This is a genomic window from Ensifer sp. MJa1 (genome assembly GCF_037026475.1).
GTDB lineage: Bacteria > Pseudomonadota > Alphaproteobacteria > Rhizobiales > Rhizobiaceae > Ensifer.
This window is the reverse complement of record NZ_JAKUMO010000002.1, coordinates 390,489-405,130: the sequence shown is the minus strand read 5'-3', so window position 1 is coordinate 405,130 and position 14,642 is coordinate 390,489. Positions and strand designations below refer to the sequence as shown.

Annotated in this window: 14 protein-coding genes; 3 read left to right on the top strand and 11 right to left on the bottom strand. The window is 62.9% G+C overall.

Annotated features, from left to right (window positions below; all coding sequences use genetic code 11):
• Positions 1–139: 139 nt before the first annotated feature.
• From MKZ91_RS04600 to MKZ91_RS04590, 3 genes are read right to left on the bottom strand one after another with little or no spacing between them, the layout of a single operon-like run.
• Complete coding sequence (locus MKZ91_RS04600) at positions 140–1,372, bottom strand: Zn-dependent hydrolase (RefSeq protein WP_336168604.1); 1,233 nt, start codon at positions 1,370–1,372, stop codon at positions 140–142.
• Positions 1,373–1,390: 18 nt separating this feature from the next.
• A complete protein-coding gene (locus MKZ91_RS04595) occupies positions 1,391–2,569 on the bottom strand; it encodes a M20 aminoacylase family protein (protein WP_336168414.1) in 1,179 nt (392 codons plus the stop codon).
• 5 nt (positions 2,570–2,574) lie between these two features.
• On the bottom strand, positions 2,575–3,777 hold the full coding sequence (locus MKZ91_RS04590; RefSeq protein ID WP_336168412.1) for a diaminopropionate ammonia-lyase: 1,203 nt from the start codon (positions 3,775–3,777) through the stop codon (positions 2,575–2,577).
• 161 nt (positions 3,778–3,938) lie between these two features.
• Between MKZ91_RS04590 and MKZ91_RS04585 the strand changes: the two genes are divergently transcribed.
• A complete protein-coding gene (locus MKZ91_RS04585) occupies positions 3,939–4,433 on the top strand; it encodes an Lrp/AsnC family transcriptional regulator (RefSeq protein ID WP_336168410.1) in 495 nt (164 codons plus the stop codon).
• Between the two features lie 11 nt (positions 4,434–4,444).
• On the opposite strand, the gene MKZ91_RS04580 is transcribed toward MKZ91_RS04585, so the two are convergent.
• Positions 4,445–4,657, bottom strand: a complete 213-nt coding sequence (locus MKZ91_RS04580) for a hypothetical protein (RefSeq protein ID WP_336168409.1) — start codon at positions 4,655–4,657, stop codon at positions 4,445–4,447.
• Positions 4,658–4,774: 117 nt separating this feature from the next.
• On the opposite strand from MKZ91_RS04580, the gene MKZ91_RS04575 reads away from it, so the two are divergent.
• Positions 4,775–5,224 carry a pyridoxamine 5'-phosphate oxidase family protein gene (locus MKZ91_RS04575; RefSeq protein ID WP_336168408.1) on the top strand — a complete coding sequence of 150 codons (450 nt, stop codon included), beginning with the start codon at positions 4,775–4,777 and terminating at the stop codon, positions 5,222–5,224.
• Between the two features lie 50 nt (positions 5,225–5,274).
• Here MKZ91_RS04575 and MKZ91_RS04570 read toward each other — a convergent pair whose 3' ends face one another.
• The 7 genes from MKZ91_RS04570 to MKZ91_RS04540 form a co-directional block, all read right to left on the bottom strand.
• Positions 5,275–6,111, bottom strand: coding sequence for a universal stress protein (locus MKZ91_RS04570; RefSeq protein ID WP_336168405.1), 837 nt, complete (start codon positions 6,109–6,111; stop codon positions 5,275–5,277).
• A gap of 261 nt (positions 6,112–6,372) precedes the next feature.
• A complete protein-coding gene (locus MKZ91_RS04565; protein ID WP_336168403.1) occupies positions 6,373–7,617 on the bottom strand; it encodes a Gfo/Idh/MocA family protein in 1,245 nt (414 codons plus the stop codon).
• An 83-nt stretch (positions 7,618–7,700) separates the two neighbouring features.
• On the bottom strand, positions 7,701–8,720 hold the full coding sequence (locus tag MKZ91_RS04560; protein WP_336168401.1) for a LacI family DNA-binding transcriptional regulator: 1,020 nt from the start codon (positions 8,718–8,720) through the stop codon (positions 7,701–7,703).
• Positions 8,717–9,673 carry an ABC transporter permease gene (locus MKZ91_RS04555; protein WP_336168398.1) on the bottom strand — a complete coding sequence of 319 codons (957 nt, stop codon included), beginning with the start codon at positions 9,671–9,673 and terminating at the stop codon, positions 8,717–8,719. Before MKZ91_RS04555 ends, MKZ91_RS04560 begins: the two co-directional genes overlap by 4 nt.
• Entirely contained in the window at positions 9,670–10,662 is a 993-nt protein-coding gene (locus tag MKZ91_RS04550; protein ID WP_336168396.1) for an ABC transporter permease, read from the bottom strand. Before MKZ91_RS04550 ends, MKZ91_RS04555 begins: the two co-directional genes overlap by 4 nt.
• Positions 10,662–12,167, bottom strand: coding sequence for a sugar ABC transporter ATP-binding protein (locus tag MKZ91_RS04545; protein WP_336168394.1), 1,506 nt, complete (start codon positions 12,165–12,167; stop codon positions 10,662–10,664). The genes MKZ91_RS04550 and MKZ91_RS04545 overlap by 1 nt, the downstream gene beginning before the upstream one ends.
• 165 nt (positions 12,168–12,332) lie before the next feature.
• Positions 12,333–13,358 carry an ABC transporter substrate-binding protein gene (locus MKZ91_RS04540; protein ID WP_336168392.1) on the bottom strand — a complete coding sequence of 342 codons (1,026 nt, stop codon included), beginning with the start codon at positions 13,356–13,358 and terminating at the stop codon, positions 12,333–12,335.
• Between the two features lie 453 nt (positions 13,359–13,811).
• Here MKZ91_RS04540 and MKZ91_RS04535 point away from each other — a divergent pair, with 453 nt between their 5' ends.
• Positions 13,812–14,630 carry a DUF3100 domain-containing protein gene (locus tag MKZ91_RS04535; protein ID WP_336168390.1) on the top strand — a complete coding sequence of 273 codons (819 nt, stop codon included), beginning with the start codon at positions 13,812–13,814 and terminating at the stop codon, positions 14,628–14,630.
• The last annotated feature ends 12 nt before the right edge of the window (positions 14,631–14,642 follow it).

Below are 14,642 nucleotides of genomic sequence, written 5' to 3'. Positions count from 1 at the left end.
GGGTTCTGATGCGCGAGGACCAGCTCAATTGGTGTAGGCGCTTACATTCGAGAAATGTCTATCCCGACCACGACCTGCCGGAGTGTGCCGGCGGAACTACGGATACAGACCGTTGGATTTTCTCGCCCCAATTGGCTCTCTAGCCACGACCAACCATCCGTTCGACCACGTCCAGCAGCACATTCGCGCCGGCGACCAGATCATCCGGTTCCGTGTGCTCACGCGGATTGTGGCTGATGCCGTCGCGGCTCGGGACGAAGATCATCGCCGTCGGCGCAATGCGGGCGATCATCTGCGCATCGTGGCCGGCGCCTGAGGTCATGCGCCGGTTCTTCAGGCCACGCGCATTCGCCGAAGCCTCGATGGCCGCAACGATGCCCTGGTCAAAATCGACCGGCTGGAAGCGCGCAAGGCGCTCGACGGAAATCTCGACCGCCTCTTCTGCACCGACACGCGTCAGGAAATCTGAGAGCGTCGCCTCCAGTGCCTGCAACCGGCCCTCGTCCGGGTCGCGCAGGTCGACGGTGAAAATGGCGCGTGACGGGATGACGTTGATCGCGTCCGGTTCGTATCGCATTGTGCCGATCGTCGCCACGCTTGGCGCATTTGACCGGGCGATATGCTCGCGCAGAAACAGGCCGACGCGGGCGGCAGCGAGCCCTGCATCCCGACGCATCGCCATCGGCGTCGTGCCGGCGTGGTTGGCATCGCCGTTGATGGTGATGCGCTGCCAGGAAATGCCCTGCAGGTTCTCGACTGCGCCGATCGAAAAGCCTTCGCGCTCCAGCACCGGGCCCTGCTCGATATGAAGTTCGACATAGGCATGGGGTGTCCGGAAACCCGGATCGACGTCACCGCCATAGCCGATCCGTTCAAGCTCCTCGCCAAGCACCGAGCCGTCGGTACCAACGGTCGCCAGCGCCGCTTCGACCGAGAGACCGCCGACATAAACGAGCGAACCGAGCATGTCGGGCGCGTAGCGAACACCTTCCTCGTTGGTGAAGGCGGCAACGACGATCGGGCGGTTGGCCGCAATCGCGCGCTCCTTCAGCGTCTCGATCACTTCGAGCGCAGCGAGCACACCATAGCAGCCGTCATAAACGCCGGCATTGATGACCGTGTCGATGTGAGAGCCAAGCATGACCGGTGCCGCGTCGACATTGTGCTCATCACGCCAGATGCCGAAGATGTTGCCGATGCGGTCGACGACGACGTCCAGCCCCGCTGCTTTCAGCCAGCCAAGGAGGCAATCCCGCCCCGCCCTGTCGTTGTCGGACGCGGCGAGCCGCGTCAATTGGCCGTGCGGATCGCGGCCGATGTCGCCGAGGTCCCGAATACGGGTGAGGAGACGGTCGGCATTGATGATTTGCATTGATGTCATTGTCCTGTTTCAAGCCTGTGCGTAATCGGCCGGCGCCAATCTTTGCCTGATAACTTCCGCATGGAACCGCGCACCAAAAATCAGGGCGTCGTCGTTGAAGTCATAGCGCGGGTTGTGCAGCGGTGCGGAACCTTCGCCATTGCCGATGAAGACAAAGCACCCCGGCACGTGTTCAAGGAAGCGCGCAAAATCTTCTGAACCCGTCATCGGCTCCGCCGCGGTCGCGACATTGTCCGCACCAAACACTGTTTCGGCGGCAGCGAAGGCATGGCCGGTCAGAACGGGATCGTTGATCAACGGCACGAATTCGCGCGTATAGGTCACCGCGACCTCGCAGCCATAGGCATCGGCCGTGCCCTTGGCGATAACACGCATCTCCGCCTCGATCCTGGCGCTGACCTCCGGACGGAAACTGCGGGCGTCGCCCAGGATGCGCGCAAGGCCGGGCAGCGCGTTGCGGGTGCCATCGGTTAAGAGTTCGGTGACTGAGACAACGGAAATGTCGGCCGGAGACAGGCGGCGCGACACGATGGTCTGCAGATTGACGACGGTGGCGCAGGCGGCAACCAGCGTCTCATTGCCTGAGTGTGGCCGCGCCGCATGGCCGCCGACGCCTTTCAGCACGATCTCGAAATTGTCCTCGGCCGACATGATTGCGCCGGTGCGGGTCTCGAAGCGGCCGACCGGTAGCCCCGGCATGTTGTGAAGACCGTAGATCTCGTCGAAAGGGAAGCGTTCCATCAGACCATCGGCAAGCATCGCCTGCGCACCCTTGCCCCATTCCTCGGCCGGCTGGAAAATGAAGCAAACGGTGCCATCGAAGCCGCCGTCCTCGGCCAGCATCCTGGCTGCGCCCAAGAGCATCGCCGTATGACCGTCGTGGCCGCAAGCATGCATCGTGCCGAGTCGGGTCGAGCGATAGGGCACATCTCCCTGCTCCGGAATCCGAAGCGCATCCATGTCGGCGCGTAGCGCTATGGCGCGATTGCCGCTGCCGCGCTTCAAACGCCCGACGACACCGGTGCCGCCGACATCTTCCACCACCTCATCGAGCCCGAATTCGCGAAGCTTCGCTGCAACGAAGGCGGAGGTGCGCTGCTCTTCAAAGCCAAACTCCGGATGCGCGTGCAGGTCGCGCCGCCAGGCGGTCATGTCCTCGACAAGCCGACCCAAGTTCGCTCCAATCATGGCTCCTACCTTTCGTTCGATGTCTTCGCAACGGCGTCTGGCGCCAGGCCAACCAGCGCGGCATAGCGCTCCGGATCGGTCGCGCCCTCGGTATTGATGACAAAGACACGCGACTGGGCGGTCAGCCCAAGAGCCTCGCGCCATGCGGGATTACGGGCAGTGACCACCAGACCGGCAAGCCCGACACCACCACTCTCGCCGGAGACGATCGCCGGATCACCGCCGACCGGCCGCGCCAGGCGGTTCATGATCGACACGGCATCGTCCTCATCGACCGTCATGAAGGCGTCGGCAACGCGCGACAGGATACGCCAGGCAACGAGCGACGGTTCATAGCATTCGAGCATCGCCATGATCGTCGGCTCGCCATGGGGGACCTTGACGACATGGCCCGCCTTGGCTGTCTCGTAGAGGCTGGCGGCCCGCGCCGGATCGACGACGACGAAACGCGGCCGATCCTTCCCGTAGCGCAACGCCAGATGCCCCGCGCTGGCGGCGGCTATGCCACCGACACCTGCCTGGACGAAGACATGGGTCGGCGGCCGATCCATCTGGCGCAGCGCTTCGCTCAAGAGCGCGGTATAGCCCTGCATGACCAGACTGGGAATGTATTCGTAACCGGGCCATGACGTATCGGAGACCACGGTCCAGCCGCTCGCCTCACAAACACGCGCCGCCTCATGCACCGTATCGTCGTAGGTTCCGGCGACACGGACGATCTCGGCGCCATAGTGGGCAATCGCGTCGATGCGCTTTTGGCTGACGCCCGAATGAACGAAGATCACAGACCTCGCGCCAACGAGTTGCGCCCCCATGGCGACCGATCGGCCATGATTGCCGTCGGTGGCGCAGCCGAAGGTCATCTTTTCGGCGATCGCACGGACCTCTGGACGATCGAGATCGGCTATATCGAGGCTTTGCCCAAGCAGCCGTCCCGCCTCCTCGAGCACAAGGCGGATCACCGCATAGGAACCACCGAGCGCCTTGAAGCTGCCAAGCCCGAGGCGATGGCCTTCGTCCTTGACGAAAATGCCGGCAACACCGAGTTCGCCGGCCAGTGCCGGCAGGCTGTGCAGCGGCGTCGGTCGATGATCCGCACGCAAGGCGAGCTGACGCTCGACGCTTTCCGCTGCGGCAAGCGACAGCAGGTCGGCGTCGCCAGGCAGCAGAGGTTGGCCAAAATCGGCGTGAGTGTTGGCAAGGAACATGTTGCAATCTCCGTAAGCAGCGAAAATCTATTTCATTACGGACGAGAAATGCGCTCTAAATGATGCGTGCAATTGCAAGTTTGTAAAGCTGGCACCGTAAGGAAAGAGCGCGGCTTCCGCGCCTCTGCCGTTCCAGAACGTAAGGGATCCCCAGACACCAGATGGCCGTTCCTAAAAAGCCGACGACCGACCTCGATCGCTTCGACCTTGCGATCCTCGCCATCCTGCAGAAGGACAATACGACGCCGCAGCGCCAGATCGGCGAGGCCGTCAATCTCTCCGCGCCCGCCGTCCAGCGACGGATCAAGCGCATGGAAGAAACCGGCGTCATTCGCGCCAACGTCGCGCTGATCGATCCGGTCAGCGTCAACCAGGCGCTGACGATCCTCGTCGAAGTGGAAGTCGAGAGCGAGCAGCTCGCCCTGCTCGATGCGGCAAAGGCCGCCTTTACCGCCGCGCCCGAGGTGCAGCAATGCTACTATGTCACCGGTGACATCGATTTCATGCTTGTTGTTATCGTGCCGACCATGGCCGACTATGAAGCCTTCACCCGCCGCATGTTCTTCGGCAACCCGAACATCAAGCGCTTCCGGACCTTCGTGACGATGGACCCGGTCAAGGTCAGCCTCACGGTACCGATCGAGACCGCGCGCTGAACAACCCCTGGCTACTTCAAGCCGGCAAGCGCCTTCTTCTCCGCATCCGCATCGAGCGGTTCGCCGGCGCCGGCTTGTGGCCTGATGATGGCAAGCCGCGTCTGCCATAGGGAGGCGTCCCGGCAGGCGATCGAAACAAGGTCCGGCTGTCCGGCTTGCGTCAGCTCGTATTCGCGAGACGCGCCTGCGTTTATTTCCGCGCGAGGGCATTTTTCGTTGGCCATCGTGTCACGGGAGGCAACCGTGGGGCGGACACCAGCCAAACTTGAGCGAGATCAATGCCGCTGCCCCTGATCGGCAGAGACTGACGGCAGCTATGACCTTTTTTGAAGGAGAGCCTCATGTTGATCAGGGAAATGACGCGACAGGAATGTCTCGACCTCGTCGCACAGAACCATGTCGGCCGTCTCGGCTGTGTCAGCGATGGCCAACCCTATGTCGTGCCCATCCAGTATGCCTTTGCCGCGAACCGGCTCTACAGCTTTTCCATGCCCGGGCGGAAGATCGACTGGATGCGCGCCAATCCATGTGTGTGCGTGCAGATCGATACATCAACGGACCGTCAGAGTTGGCGCAGCGTCTTGATCTACGGCCGCTACCAGGAGCTACCGGACACAAAGCAATGGCACCGCGAGCGCCTGAACGCCTGGTCGTTGCTCGAACAGCGCATCAATTGGTGGGAGCCGGGTGGCCTGAAGCCGGGTGAACAACCCATAGCCGGCGCATCCCCGCATCTCTTCTTCGAAATCGAGATCGAGGAAATGACCGGACGCGCGGCCTCTGCCGACTGAATGCCGTCGGCGCGCAGACGAATGGCTGCGCGCCGTGCCAGGCCTTGCGGTCAATGCGCCATGAGAACGGGAACCGAAGCGCTTTCAAGCATCGAGCGGGTGACGCCGCCAAAGACGCGTTCGCGCATCCTGGAGTGGCCGTAGGCGCCCATGACGATCAGATCGGCCGCCACATCCGAGGCAAACCGATTGATCACGTCGTCAACCCGACGTCCGCCACTTGGCAGTCTCTCGACGGTGACGGAAACGCCGTGCCGGGCGAGATGGCCGGCAATATCGGCACCCGGTTCCTCACCGTTCCGGCCGTAGGCGGAACGAGGGTCGACCATGGTGACGTAGACGATCTCCGCCCCGATCAGCATGTCAAGCGCTTCCCGCGCGGCTCGGGCAGCTTCCAGCGTGGAGTTCCAGGCAAGGACCACAGTCTTCGGATCAAGCCGCGCGGGCTTGCCCTTGGGAATGATGAGGACCGGATGAGCCGAGCTGAACAAGGCCCCATCGACGGTGCGCGAGAGCAGTTCCGGATCCAACATCAGACCATCGCCAACCAGCGTCAGGTCGGCATAGCGGGCACGTTCGCCGATCTCGTCATCGGCCCAGGCGGCCTCGGCATATTTCGTTTCGACGCTGAACGATATGCCTTCCTTGGCAAGAACGTCGGTCGCTCTTGCCACGCAGGACTCGAGCTTGTCGACATCACGTTGCCGCTCGTTCAACCAATCGATCGAAATGGCGGCGGCAAAGTCGCCAATCGGCGGAGCGGCGGCGAGCTTTACGATCAACAGGCAGAGATGGGCGTTGGCAGACGCACAGACTTGTGCGGCGGCACGCAGATGCTCCACGGAATGATCGACGCCAACGACGGCGAGAATTGTCTTGTATGTCATCGCGCTTTCTCCTCGCGACCAGATTTGGGGTCTGGATTAGCGTAGGTAGAAGCCCGCGCGTCGGCATTGATCCCCGTCAACTGAGATCACGGACATGGGCGTATGATTCCAAGAGAGGCCTGCGCTCTCATGACGACGATCTTTTGCAGCAAGAACTGATGGGATGGGCGCACCGTTCCGGCAATGAAGGACGCGACGCAAAATGGCAGCCGGTCGTCGCCCCCTGCTTGCGATGATCAGCCTCAAGGAGGAAGCACGCGGTCAGGCACTCCGGCGCGCGACAACGGGCACGTAATGCTCGAGCTCGGGTGCTGGGAACTGAAGCGTCGCGTTGATCTCCGCCGAGCGATAAAGCCCCATCAGCATCTCGACGACCGCGAGACCATCCTCGAAGGTTTCGAGCGGCTTTTCGCCCTTGCGGAAGCACTCGACCATGTGGCGGTTTTCGTCGGTGTATCCATAGACCCCGGCCTCGTCCTCCAGCACCGGCATCAACCCCTGCTCGGCATTCTGCTTCTCGACGAGGTCCTCGCCTTCCGAACCCTTGACCTCACGCGACATGAAGATCTTCAACCCCGTGGAAAGCGAATTATACTCAAGCGCATATTCCGGCCCGAGCAGTTCCAGCTGAATGCGTAAGCCGGCGCCGACATAGGCCCAGGAGGTCGTCGCCTCGATCATCAGTTCGTTGCCGTCCTGATCCTCGAGCGTCACCGTGGCGCGCGCGAAATCCTCCGACGGACGGTTGCGGTAATCGACCTCGCTGCCGAAGCGCTTGCGCAACTGCTCGGCATAGTTCGGCCGCGTCCATTTGAGGTTGGCGACCGTGCCGTTCACCGCCTTGATTTTCAGCGAGTTGCGCGGCGCACCGGGTGCCGTGAGGAGATAGCGCGCCACCTCGACGCTGTGGCACATCATGTCGGACAGCACGCCGCCGCCCTGCTTGTCGCCCTGCCAGAACCAGGGTTCATGCGGGCCGGAATGCTCCTCTGCTGCCCGCGCGAGATAGGGGCGGCCGGTGGTGGAGGCAGCGCGACGCCAGATAATCTCCTTGCCGCGCAGCACCGGCGTGCAGAAGACCTGGTTTTCGAGATAGCCGTGATTGAGGCCGGCATCTTCAGCAAGCGCCAGCATCTCGCGCGCTTCCGCGACGGTCCGGGCAAGCGGCTTCTCGCAGGCGACCGCAAAGACCTTGCTGCGACCGTCCTTGACCGCCTTGTGCAGCGACCGCATGACGTCGAGGCGGGTGTAGTTCGGAGAAAGGATCCAGACCGCGTCGACGTCATCGGCCGTCAGCAGAGCCTCCAGGCTCTCGTGCATGCGGCACGAACCGAGGCCAAGGGCTTCAACTTCGCCTGCAAACTTCTCGCGGTTTTCCGGCTTGCGGCTGTAGACACCGGTAACCTCGACATTGCGCACGCCGATCATCGATTTCAGATGGAAATGGGCGATGAAGCCCGATCCAACGAAACCCACGCGCAGGGCCTGCTTGGGTAGCTGTGTCATTCTCTTCTCCCGTTTGTTCCAAAGCAACTCCAGGAAAGCTGAATGGTTCTCCGTTCGGAATTGCGTTATTTCATAGGGTTAGGTCATTTTTTCGGCGGCGCGGTGCTGCCGCGAATGTTGAGCGCCGTGGGCAGAACGATCGCCGGAACGGCGGCGGTGGCGTCGTCCGAAAGGATGTCGAGCAGCAGGGACATGGCCGTACGGCCGATATCGGCGCGCGGCTGGCTCACCGTCGTCAGCGGCGGATAGAAAGCCTTGCTCAAATAGAGATCGTCGAAGCCGACGACGGAAACATCGCCTGGCACGTCAAGGCCACGCCGCCGCAGCGCATGGATGGCGCCATAGGCCATTTCGTCGTTGGCGACAAAGATTGCGGTTGGTGGCTCCGGCAGGGCGAAGAGCGTCTCGACACAGGCTTCGCCCGATTCCAGCAGGTAATCACCGCGCACCTCATAGCCCTCAGGGATCGGCAATCCTGCGGCTGTCATCGCGGCCCGGAAGCCGTCGCGGCGATGGACCGCCATCCCCTCAGGCAAGGGACCGGCGATATGGGCGATGCGGCGGTGGCCGAGGGCGATGAGATGCTCGACCGCGGTGCGCGCCGCCGAGGCATTGTCGATCTGTACATGCGGAAACGCGGCCGTCTCGATCATCTCCAGCGCCACGACGACAGGCAGGTGCGAAAGATCGGCACTTTCTCCCGGCTGCGGTTCCGGCAGCTTGCCTGTCATCAGGATCATGCCGTCGGCATGACCGTCGCGCAGCATGTTGAAATATTCGACCTCGCGGTCGGGATCGTTCTCGGTGTTGCCCATGAGGACGGCGTAGCCCGCCGCGCGGGCGGTCGCTTCCACGCCCTTGAGGATTTCCAGATAGAACGGATTGCCGACGTCGCGAACAACGAGCAGCACCGACATCGACCGGCGGGTCCTTAGGTTTCGCGCGCTGACGTTCGGCCGATAGTTGAGTTCGCGCGCAAGCTCGTGGATGCGCTTGCGCGTCTCGTCGGTCACCAGGCTCGAGCCGCTGAGCGCGCGCGACACGGTCGCGACAGAGACGCCGGCGCGTTCAGCAATATCCTTGATCTTCGGCCGCTCGCTCATGCCCGCATCGCCCGCCCGCGGCCATAGAACAACATCAGAAGAAGTAACGTCGCGCCGAACACCATCTGGCGTCCGGATTCGTCGATATTGACCGTCGTCAGGATGCCCTGGAGGATGACGAGCAGCAGCGCACCCGCCATGGTGCCGGTGTAACCACCCTTGCCACCGGCAAGCGAGGTGCCGCCGAAGACGACCGCGATGATCGACGACAGCATGTACTGCTCGCCGACATTGGCGAAGGACGAGCCGGAGTAGCCGAGCAGACAAAGCCCGGCGATCGCGGCGAACATGCCGGATATTGCAAAGAGACCAATGCGCATCAGCCGGACCGGCACTCCGGCCATATAGGCAGCGTGCTCGTTCGAGCCGATCGCGTAGATGCGATGGCCGAAGACGGTGCGATTGAGCATGAAGGCCATGAACAGCCCGATCGCAATCCAGAGCCAGATGATGCCGGGCGTTCCAAGGACGAGTGGCTGGGTAACGAAGGCGGAGAGCCCTGGTGCGGCTCTTCCGGACGGGATGCCCTGGCGGATCACGACAAGCAGGCCCTGCAGCACGCCGAGCATGCCAAGCGTCATCACCAGCGGCGGTATGCGCAGCAGGGTGACTCCGAGGCCATTCAGCAAGCCAAAGAACGCACCGGCGGCAAGACACGCAAGCACGGCCGGCAGGATGCCGCTATCGGCCCCGTTCATAACGTTGCCGGCGATGATCGCCGACAGCGAGACGACCCCGCCAACAGAGAGGTCGATGCCCTCGCGCCCGCCAAGAATGACGACGTTCTGGCCCGCCGCGACGATGCCGAGCAGGGACGCGACAATCAGCAACCGCATGATCTGGTCGGCAGAGGCAAAGCCGGGCGACAGGTTTTCGCCGAGGGCGAGCAGCGCCACGATGAGCACGAGCGCGACGACCAGTGGCTGCCTGATGAAAGCGGAAATCACACTCATGTGCGCGCCCTCCGGCCGGCAAGCACGCCCGCCATCAACACGATGAGGATGGCGAGGCCCTGGACGAAGTTCTGCCATTCCGACGGCGTGCCCATGAAGAAGACGAGCGAATTGACAAGGCCGATGGTCAAGGCGCCGAAGAGCGAGCCGACTACCGTCGTCCAGCCGCCGGCAAGGGCGCTGCCGCCGAGCACGACGGCGGCGACGCTGTAAAGCGTCATCTTGCCGCCGACGAGCGGATCACCACTGGCGGTATCCCCCGTCAGGCAGAAGGCTGCCAGCGCGGAGAAGAGACCGCAGAACAGGTAGCCCTTGATACGGACGGCAACGACCGGCAACCCCGTCTGGTATGCCGCCTGCTGGTCATCACCAACCGCCAGCAGTTCCGTCACGATCCGCGTGCGCGACAACAGAAAGAGCAGCAGGGCGAGAGCCGCGAGCACATAAAAGACGAAGGGTACGCCGAAGAGGCGGCCGCCATAGGTTCGCCAGAAGAGCGCCGGTGCCGGCGTGCCCGCAACGGGCATGACATAGAGCGCCAGGCCGGTGAAGAAGATGCTGGTGGCGAAGGTCGCAACGATTGCCTGCAGGCGAAGGGCGGCGACGACGACGCCGTTGACCAGACCGCAGGCAAGGCCGATCAGAATACCCAGCGCCATCGCGAGCAGCACCGCGCCTGCCCCTCCGCCCCACCGCTCCATCAGGACGACGATCGCGACATTGACCAGCGACAGCGTCGCGCCGGCCGAGAGATCGATGTCTCCTGCAGAGACGACATAGGTCTGGGCGATCGCCAGCATGATCAGCGCCATATAGGTGCTGAAGAGGCCCGTGATCGAGCGGAAGCTCAAGCTGTTGGGCGAGAAGAGGCCGTTGAGCACCAAGAGGGCGATCACGATGGCGAGCGCGGGCAGGAAGGGATAGCGCTCCAGCCAGGATCGGAGGCCGCCCGCTCCCGAAGCTCGCATGTCTGTGGTGGTCGATGTCATCACGCGGCCTCGTATGCAGCCTGGTAGAGATTGTAGCGGGTGCGATCGTCACCGGTCAGTTCACGCGTCACCGAACCGCCATTGAAGACGAGGATCCGGTTGGCATTGCCGAGCAGTTCGGCGTCTTCCGACGAATAGAGCAGGATGCCGAGGCCTTCGGCGGCAAGTTGCCGGATCAGGGCGAAGAGATCGGACTTGGCCGAAAGGTCGATGCCTTTGGTCGGATCGTCGAGCAGCAGCACGTCGGGACGGTCGATCAGCCAGCGGGCGATGATGACCTTCTGCTGGTTTCCGCCTGAAAGCGAATTGATCGGATGGAACAGGCTCGCAAATTTGGTGTGCATCGCCTCGAGCGCCGGCGTTACTTTCTGCCTCAGGCGCGACGGGCGCGCGATCATCAGCCGATCGCGCAGATAGTGGATCGGCGTGACGTTTTCGATGATCGGGCGGCCGCTGATGACGCCGTCGCGACCGCGGTCGCCGGAAACATAGGCGCAGCCACGGCGGATGGCATCGCGCGGGCTTTTCGCGTCGTAACGGTCCCCACCGATCGTCACGTCGCCCGATGTCACTGGACTGGCGCCGAAGATCGCTCTCAGCAGCGCCGACTGCCCGTGTCCATGCAGACCGCCAAGGCCGAGGATTTCGCCCTGCGCCACGTCGAAGCTGACATCACGAAAGCCCTTGCCGCCGAGGCTTCTAACTGAAATGGCCGCCTTCGCCTGGGCTGCGACTGCCGCCGGCGCGGAAGAACGCGCCGCCGGCATGTCGCTCGACCCGCCGACCATCAGCCGGATGACCGTTGCCGGGTCGGTCTCGGAGAGCTTGAGCGTCTCGATCGTCTCGCCGTCGCGGATGATCGTGACGCGGTCGCCGATCGCGGTGATTTCGTCCATGCGGTGCGAGATGAAGATGATGCCGCGCCTCTGGGCTTTGAGCCCGCGCAGGATTTCGAAGAAGCGGTCGACCTGGGCGCGGTCAAGCGCCGAGGTTGGTTCGTCGAAGATCATGATCGGCGCTTCGCTGGCGAGCGCCTTCATGATTTCGACCAGTTGACGCTGGTCGGCCCTAAGATTGCCCACAAGCGCTTCCGCATGGAAACCTTCGCCTGCCACTTCGGAAAAAAGTGCGATGTAGCGCGCCGCCCGCGCCCTCAAGGCCTGCCGGTCGATGAAGAGGCCGGCCTTCACCGGCAGGGCGGACAGGCAGATGTTCTCTTCGACGGAGCGATGGCTCGCAAGGCTGAGCTCCTGGTAGAAGATGCCGATGCCGGCTGCGCGGGCGGCTTGAGGCCCGGATATCGAAACCGGTTTGTCGTCGATCAGGATCTGGCCGCCATCCGGCCGCACGCTGCCGGCGATGATCTTGCAGAGCGTGCTCTTGCCGGAGCCGTTCGACCCCATCAGCACATGCACCTCGCCGGCGGCAATCTCAAGGTCGCCGCGGCGTAGCGCCAGCGTTGCGCCGTAAGCCTTGCTCACGCCGTTCAGTCTCAGTTTCGACATCGGCTGTCGTCCACCATTTTGGTTGCTTGCCGCATCACCTTACGGACCGCGCTCGGCGCAAGCTCAGGCGCAGCGATTTTTCATGTCCGGTGCGCCCCGCCTCGGCAACGGTTGGCGACGCGGGTCGCCGGGCGGCTCTGTTCAAGCCGCCCGGCAGACGAGAGCTTACTTGAACAGAGCCGTCGCGTCGTCGATCGACAGCGCGCTGGTGTAGGAATAGTAGCCCGGCTTGCCGTCGAGCTGCTTGGCCGCATCGGCAAGGTTCTTCGAGTCGATGAACGGGATCGGCAGGTACATGGCGTTCTTGTACTGCCCGGCCGTTGCCGGCTCCTTCAGTTCCTTGCCCTGAAGCATCAGCACGGCGACGTTGAGCGCACTCGCCATGACGCCCGGCGGATTGACGGTCGCGCCGGAGTTCAGCTTGTCTTTCATCCAGAGATCGATGAAGTCCTTGCGGATTTCGCCAGTTGCGGCGATCTGGCCGGTCTTGCTGGCATCCATGATCGATTTCCAGGCTCCGGCCGCCATGCCGTCCTGCACGACGACGCCGTTGATATCAGGATAGGTCGCAAGGATGTTCTGCATCGCCTGCTGGCCCTGCGCCTGATCCCAGTTGGCGTTGACTTCGTTGACCACCTGGATGTCCGGGAAGTCCTTGAAGACGCTCTTGTAGCCGGCGACGCGCATCTCGTTGGCCGGATGGCCGGCAACGCCGTTGATCGCCACAACCTTACCCTTGCCGCCGAGCGTGTCGGCCAGCCACTTGGCGCCGGCTGCACCCCAGGCCGTCTGGTCGATGCCGACATAGGTCGCGTCCGGCGACGACACTTCGGCGTCGGTCGCAATCACCAGAATGCCGGCCTCCTTCGCCTGGGCGAAGATCGGATCGAAGGCCGTCGGGCTGTTCGGGTTTATGATGATGGCGTTCACACCCTCGGCGATGAAGTTGCGCACATGCGCAATCTGCCCGGGCACGTCGACATTGGCGCTCTGGACCGAGACCTCGACGTCGACGCCTTTTTCCTTCCATTTCGCCGCGGCCTCCTTGGCCTCGTCGATCATCTGCGTGCGCCACTCGCTGCCAACCCAGCCGTTGGACAGGCCGATCTTGAACGTCTCGGCATTGGCGAAAGAAGCGGAAATGGCAATGGTAGCGACAGCGCCAAGCGCTGCGGCGATAAATTTCTTCATAAGATCCTCCCAAATCTTGCGGGATCCATGAAGCCAGAAAATGTAATCGATTTCAATGGGGGCTTTCAGGGATTTTTGCCGGGTTTGGATTTCCGGTCCCGGGCGGTGACTGGGCATTCCGGCAACAACTGGCGGCATCCTTCAGGAAACGCCTCGGACGTGCGGTCGAGCGACGCGCAATATCCCTTGGCTCCCCCCTCCCCGCTGTGCAACAGCAAGGGCAGAGGCGGCGACGATTCGTTGTGCCGCCAACTGGGATGAAATGCAGGAATGAAGCCATGACATGAAGGCGCTTAGGGACTGGTCCCGATGGCCGCCGAAGCGACGGCCGGGCCGTTGCTCAAATTGCAACACTTCGTTGCTTGCCGGCCGGCTAGCCGCAATTTGCCCTCTCCCCCTACTGTGAAATCTGGGCAAAGAACAACAACTGGCTCCCAACCAGAGGAGAACATCATGACCGGAAAAACCGGAGCCGCCTCGGGCGCGCTCTATCTGCACATCCTTGTGCTGGCGATCGTCATCGTCTCCGAGCTGATCGGCATTCAACGCCTTCCGATCGGCATCGGCACAGTCATCTTCCTGCCGATCCTTTACGCGTTTGCGCTCGGCATCCTCGTCAATCCTGCCATTTTCAAGGCCAGCGCCAAGTTCCTGACGCGCGATGCGGTCAAGCTTTCCGGCGCGATGATCACCGTCGCCATCATGCCGTTCATCGCCAAGTTCGGAACGACCGTCGGCCCGCAGATCTCCAAGATCATCGAGGCCGGCCCGGCGCTGGTGCTGCAGGAACTCGGCAATCTCGGCACGATCATCGTCGCCTTTCCGGTCGCGGTATTCCTGCTCAAGATGGGCCGCGAGGCCGTCGGCGCCACCTATTCGATCGACCGCGAGCCGAATCTCGCGCTGATCGCAGACAAGTATGGCCTCAACTCGCCGGAAGGTGCGGGCGCGATGGGCGTCTACGCCACCGGCACACTGATCGGCACGTTCGTCTTTGCCATCATGCCGCCGATCATCCACGGCCTCGGCATCTTCGACGTGCGCGCACTCGCCATGTCCTGCGGCGTTGGCTCGGGCTCGATGCTCGCTGCCTGCACCGGCGGTCTCGTCGCTGCCGTTCCCGACCAGAAGGACATCATCCTGGCGCTTGCCGCCGCCAGCAACATCCTGACATACGCCACCGGCCTCTACGTCGGCATGTTCGTCGCGCTGCCCTTGACCGAGTGGCTCTACAACAAGGCTCGGCCGTCCGAGCGTCGCGCTCAAGCCTGATCGGGAGAAATA

Excerpts from the sequence above, each read along its gene's own strand:
- MKZ91_RS04600 (WP_336168604.1), bottom strand. The coding sequence starts at position 1,372 with ATGCAAATCATCAATGCCGACCGTCTCCTCACCCGTATTCGGGACCTC.
- MKZ91_RS04595 (WP_336168414.1), bottom strand. The coding sequence starts at position 2,569 with ATGATTGGAGCGAACTTGGGTCGGCTTGTCGAGGACATGACCGCCTGG.
- MKZ91_RS04590 (WP_336168412.1), bottom strand. The coding sequence starts at position 3,777 with ATGTTCCTTGCCAACACTCACGCCGATTTTGGCCAACCTCTGCTGCCT.
- MKZ91_RS04585 (WP_336168410.1), top strand. The coding sequence starts at position 3,939 with ATGGCCGTTCCTAAAAAGCCGACGACCGACCTCGATCGCTTCGACCTT.
- MKZ91_RS04580 (WP_336168409.1), bottom strand. The coding sequence starts at position 4,657 with ATGGCCAACGAAAAATGCCCTCGCGCGGAAATAAACGCAGGCGCGTCT.
- MKZ91_RS04575 (WP_336168408.1), top strand. The coding sequence starts at position 4,775 with ATGTTGATCAGGGAAATGACGCGACAGGAATGTCTCGACCTCGTCGCA.
- MKZ91_RS04570 (WP_336168405.1), bottom strand. The coding sequence starts at position 6,111 with ATGACATACAAGACAATTCTCGCCGTCGTTGGCGTCGATCATTCCGTG.
- MKZ91_RS04565 (WP_336168403.1), bottom strand. The coding sequence starts at position 7,617 with ATGACACAGCTACCCAAGCAGGCCCTGCGCGTGGGTTTCGTTGGATCG.
- MKZ91_RS04560 (WP_336168401.1), bottom strand. The coding sequence starts at position 8,720 with ATGAGCGAGCGGCCGAAGATCAAGGATATTGCTGAACGCGCCGGCGTC.
- MKZ91_RS04555 (WP_336168398.1), bottom strand. The coding sequence starts at position 9,673 with ATGAGTGTGATTTCCGCTTTCATCAGGCAGCCACTGGTCGTCGCGCTC.
- MKZ91_RS04550 (WP_336168396.1), bottom strand. The coding sequence starts at position 10,662 with ATGACATCGACCACCACAGACATGCGAGCTTCGGGAGCGGGCGGCCTC.
- MKZ91_RS04545 (WP_336168394.1), bottom strand. The coding sequence starts at position 12,167 with ATGTCGAAACTGAGACTGAACGGCGTGAGCAAGGCTTACGGCGCAACG.
- MKZ91_RS04540 (WP_336168392.1), bottom strand. The coding sequence starts at position 13,358 with ATGAAGAAATTTATCGCCGCAGCGCTTGGCGCTGTCGCTACCATTGCC.
- MKZ91_RS04535 (WP_336168390.1), top strand. The coding sequence starts at position 13,812 with ATGACCGGAAAAACCGGAGCCGCCTCGGGCGCGCTCTATCTGCACATC.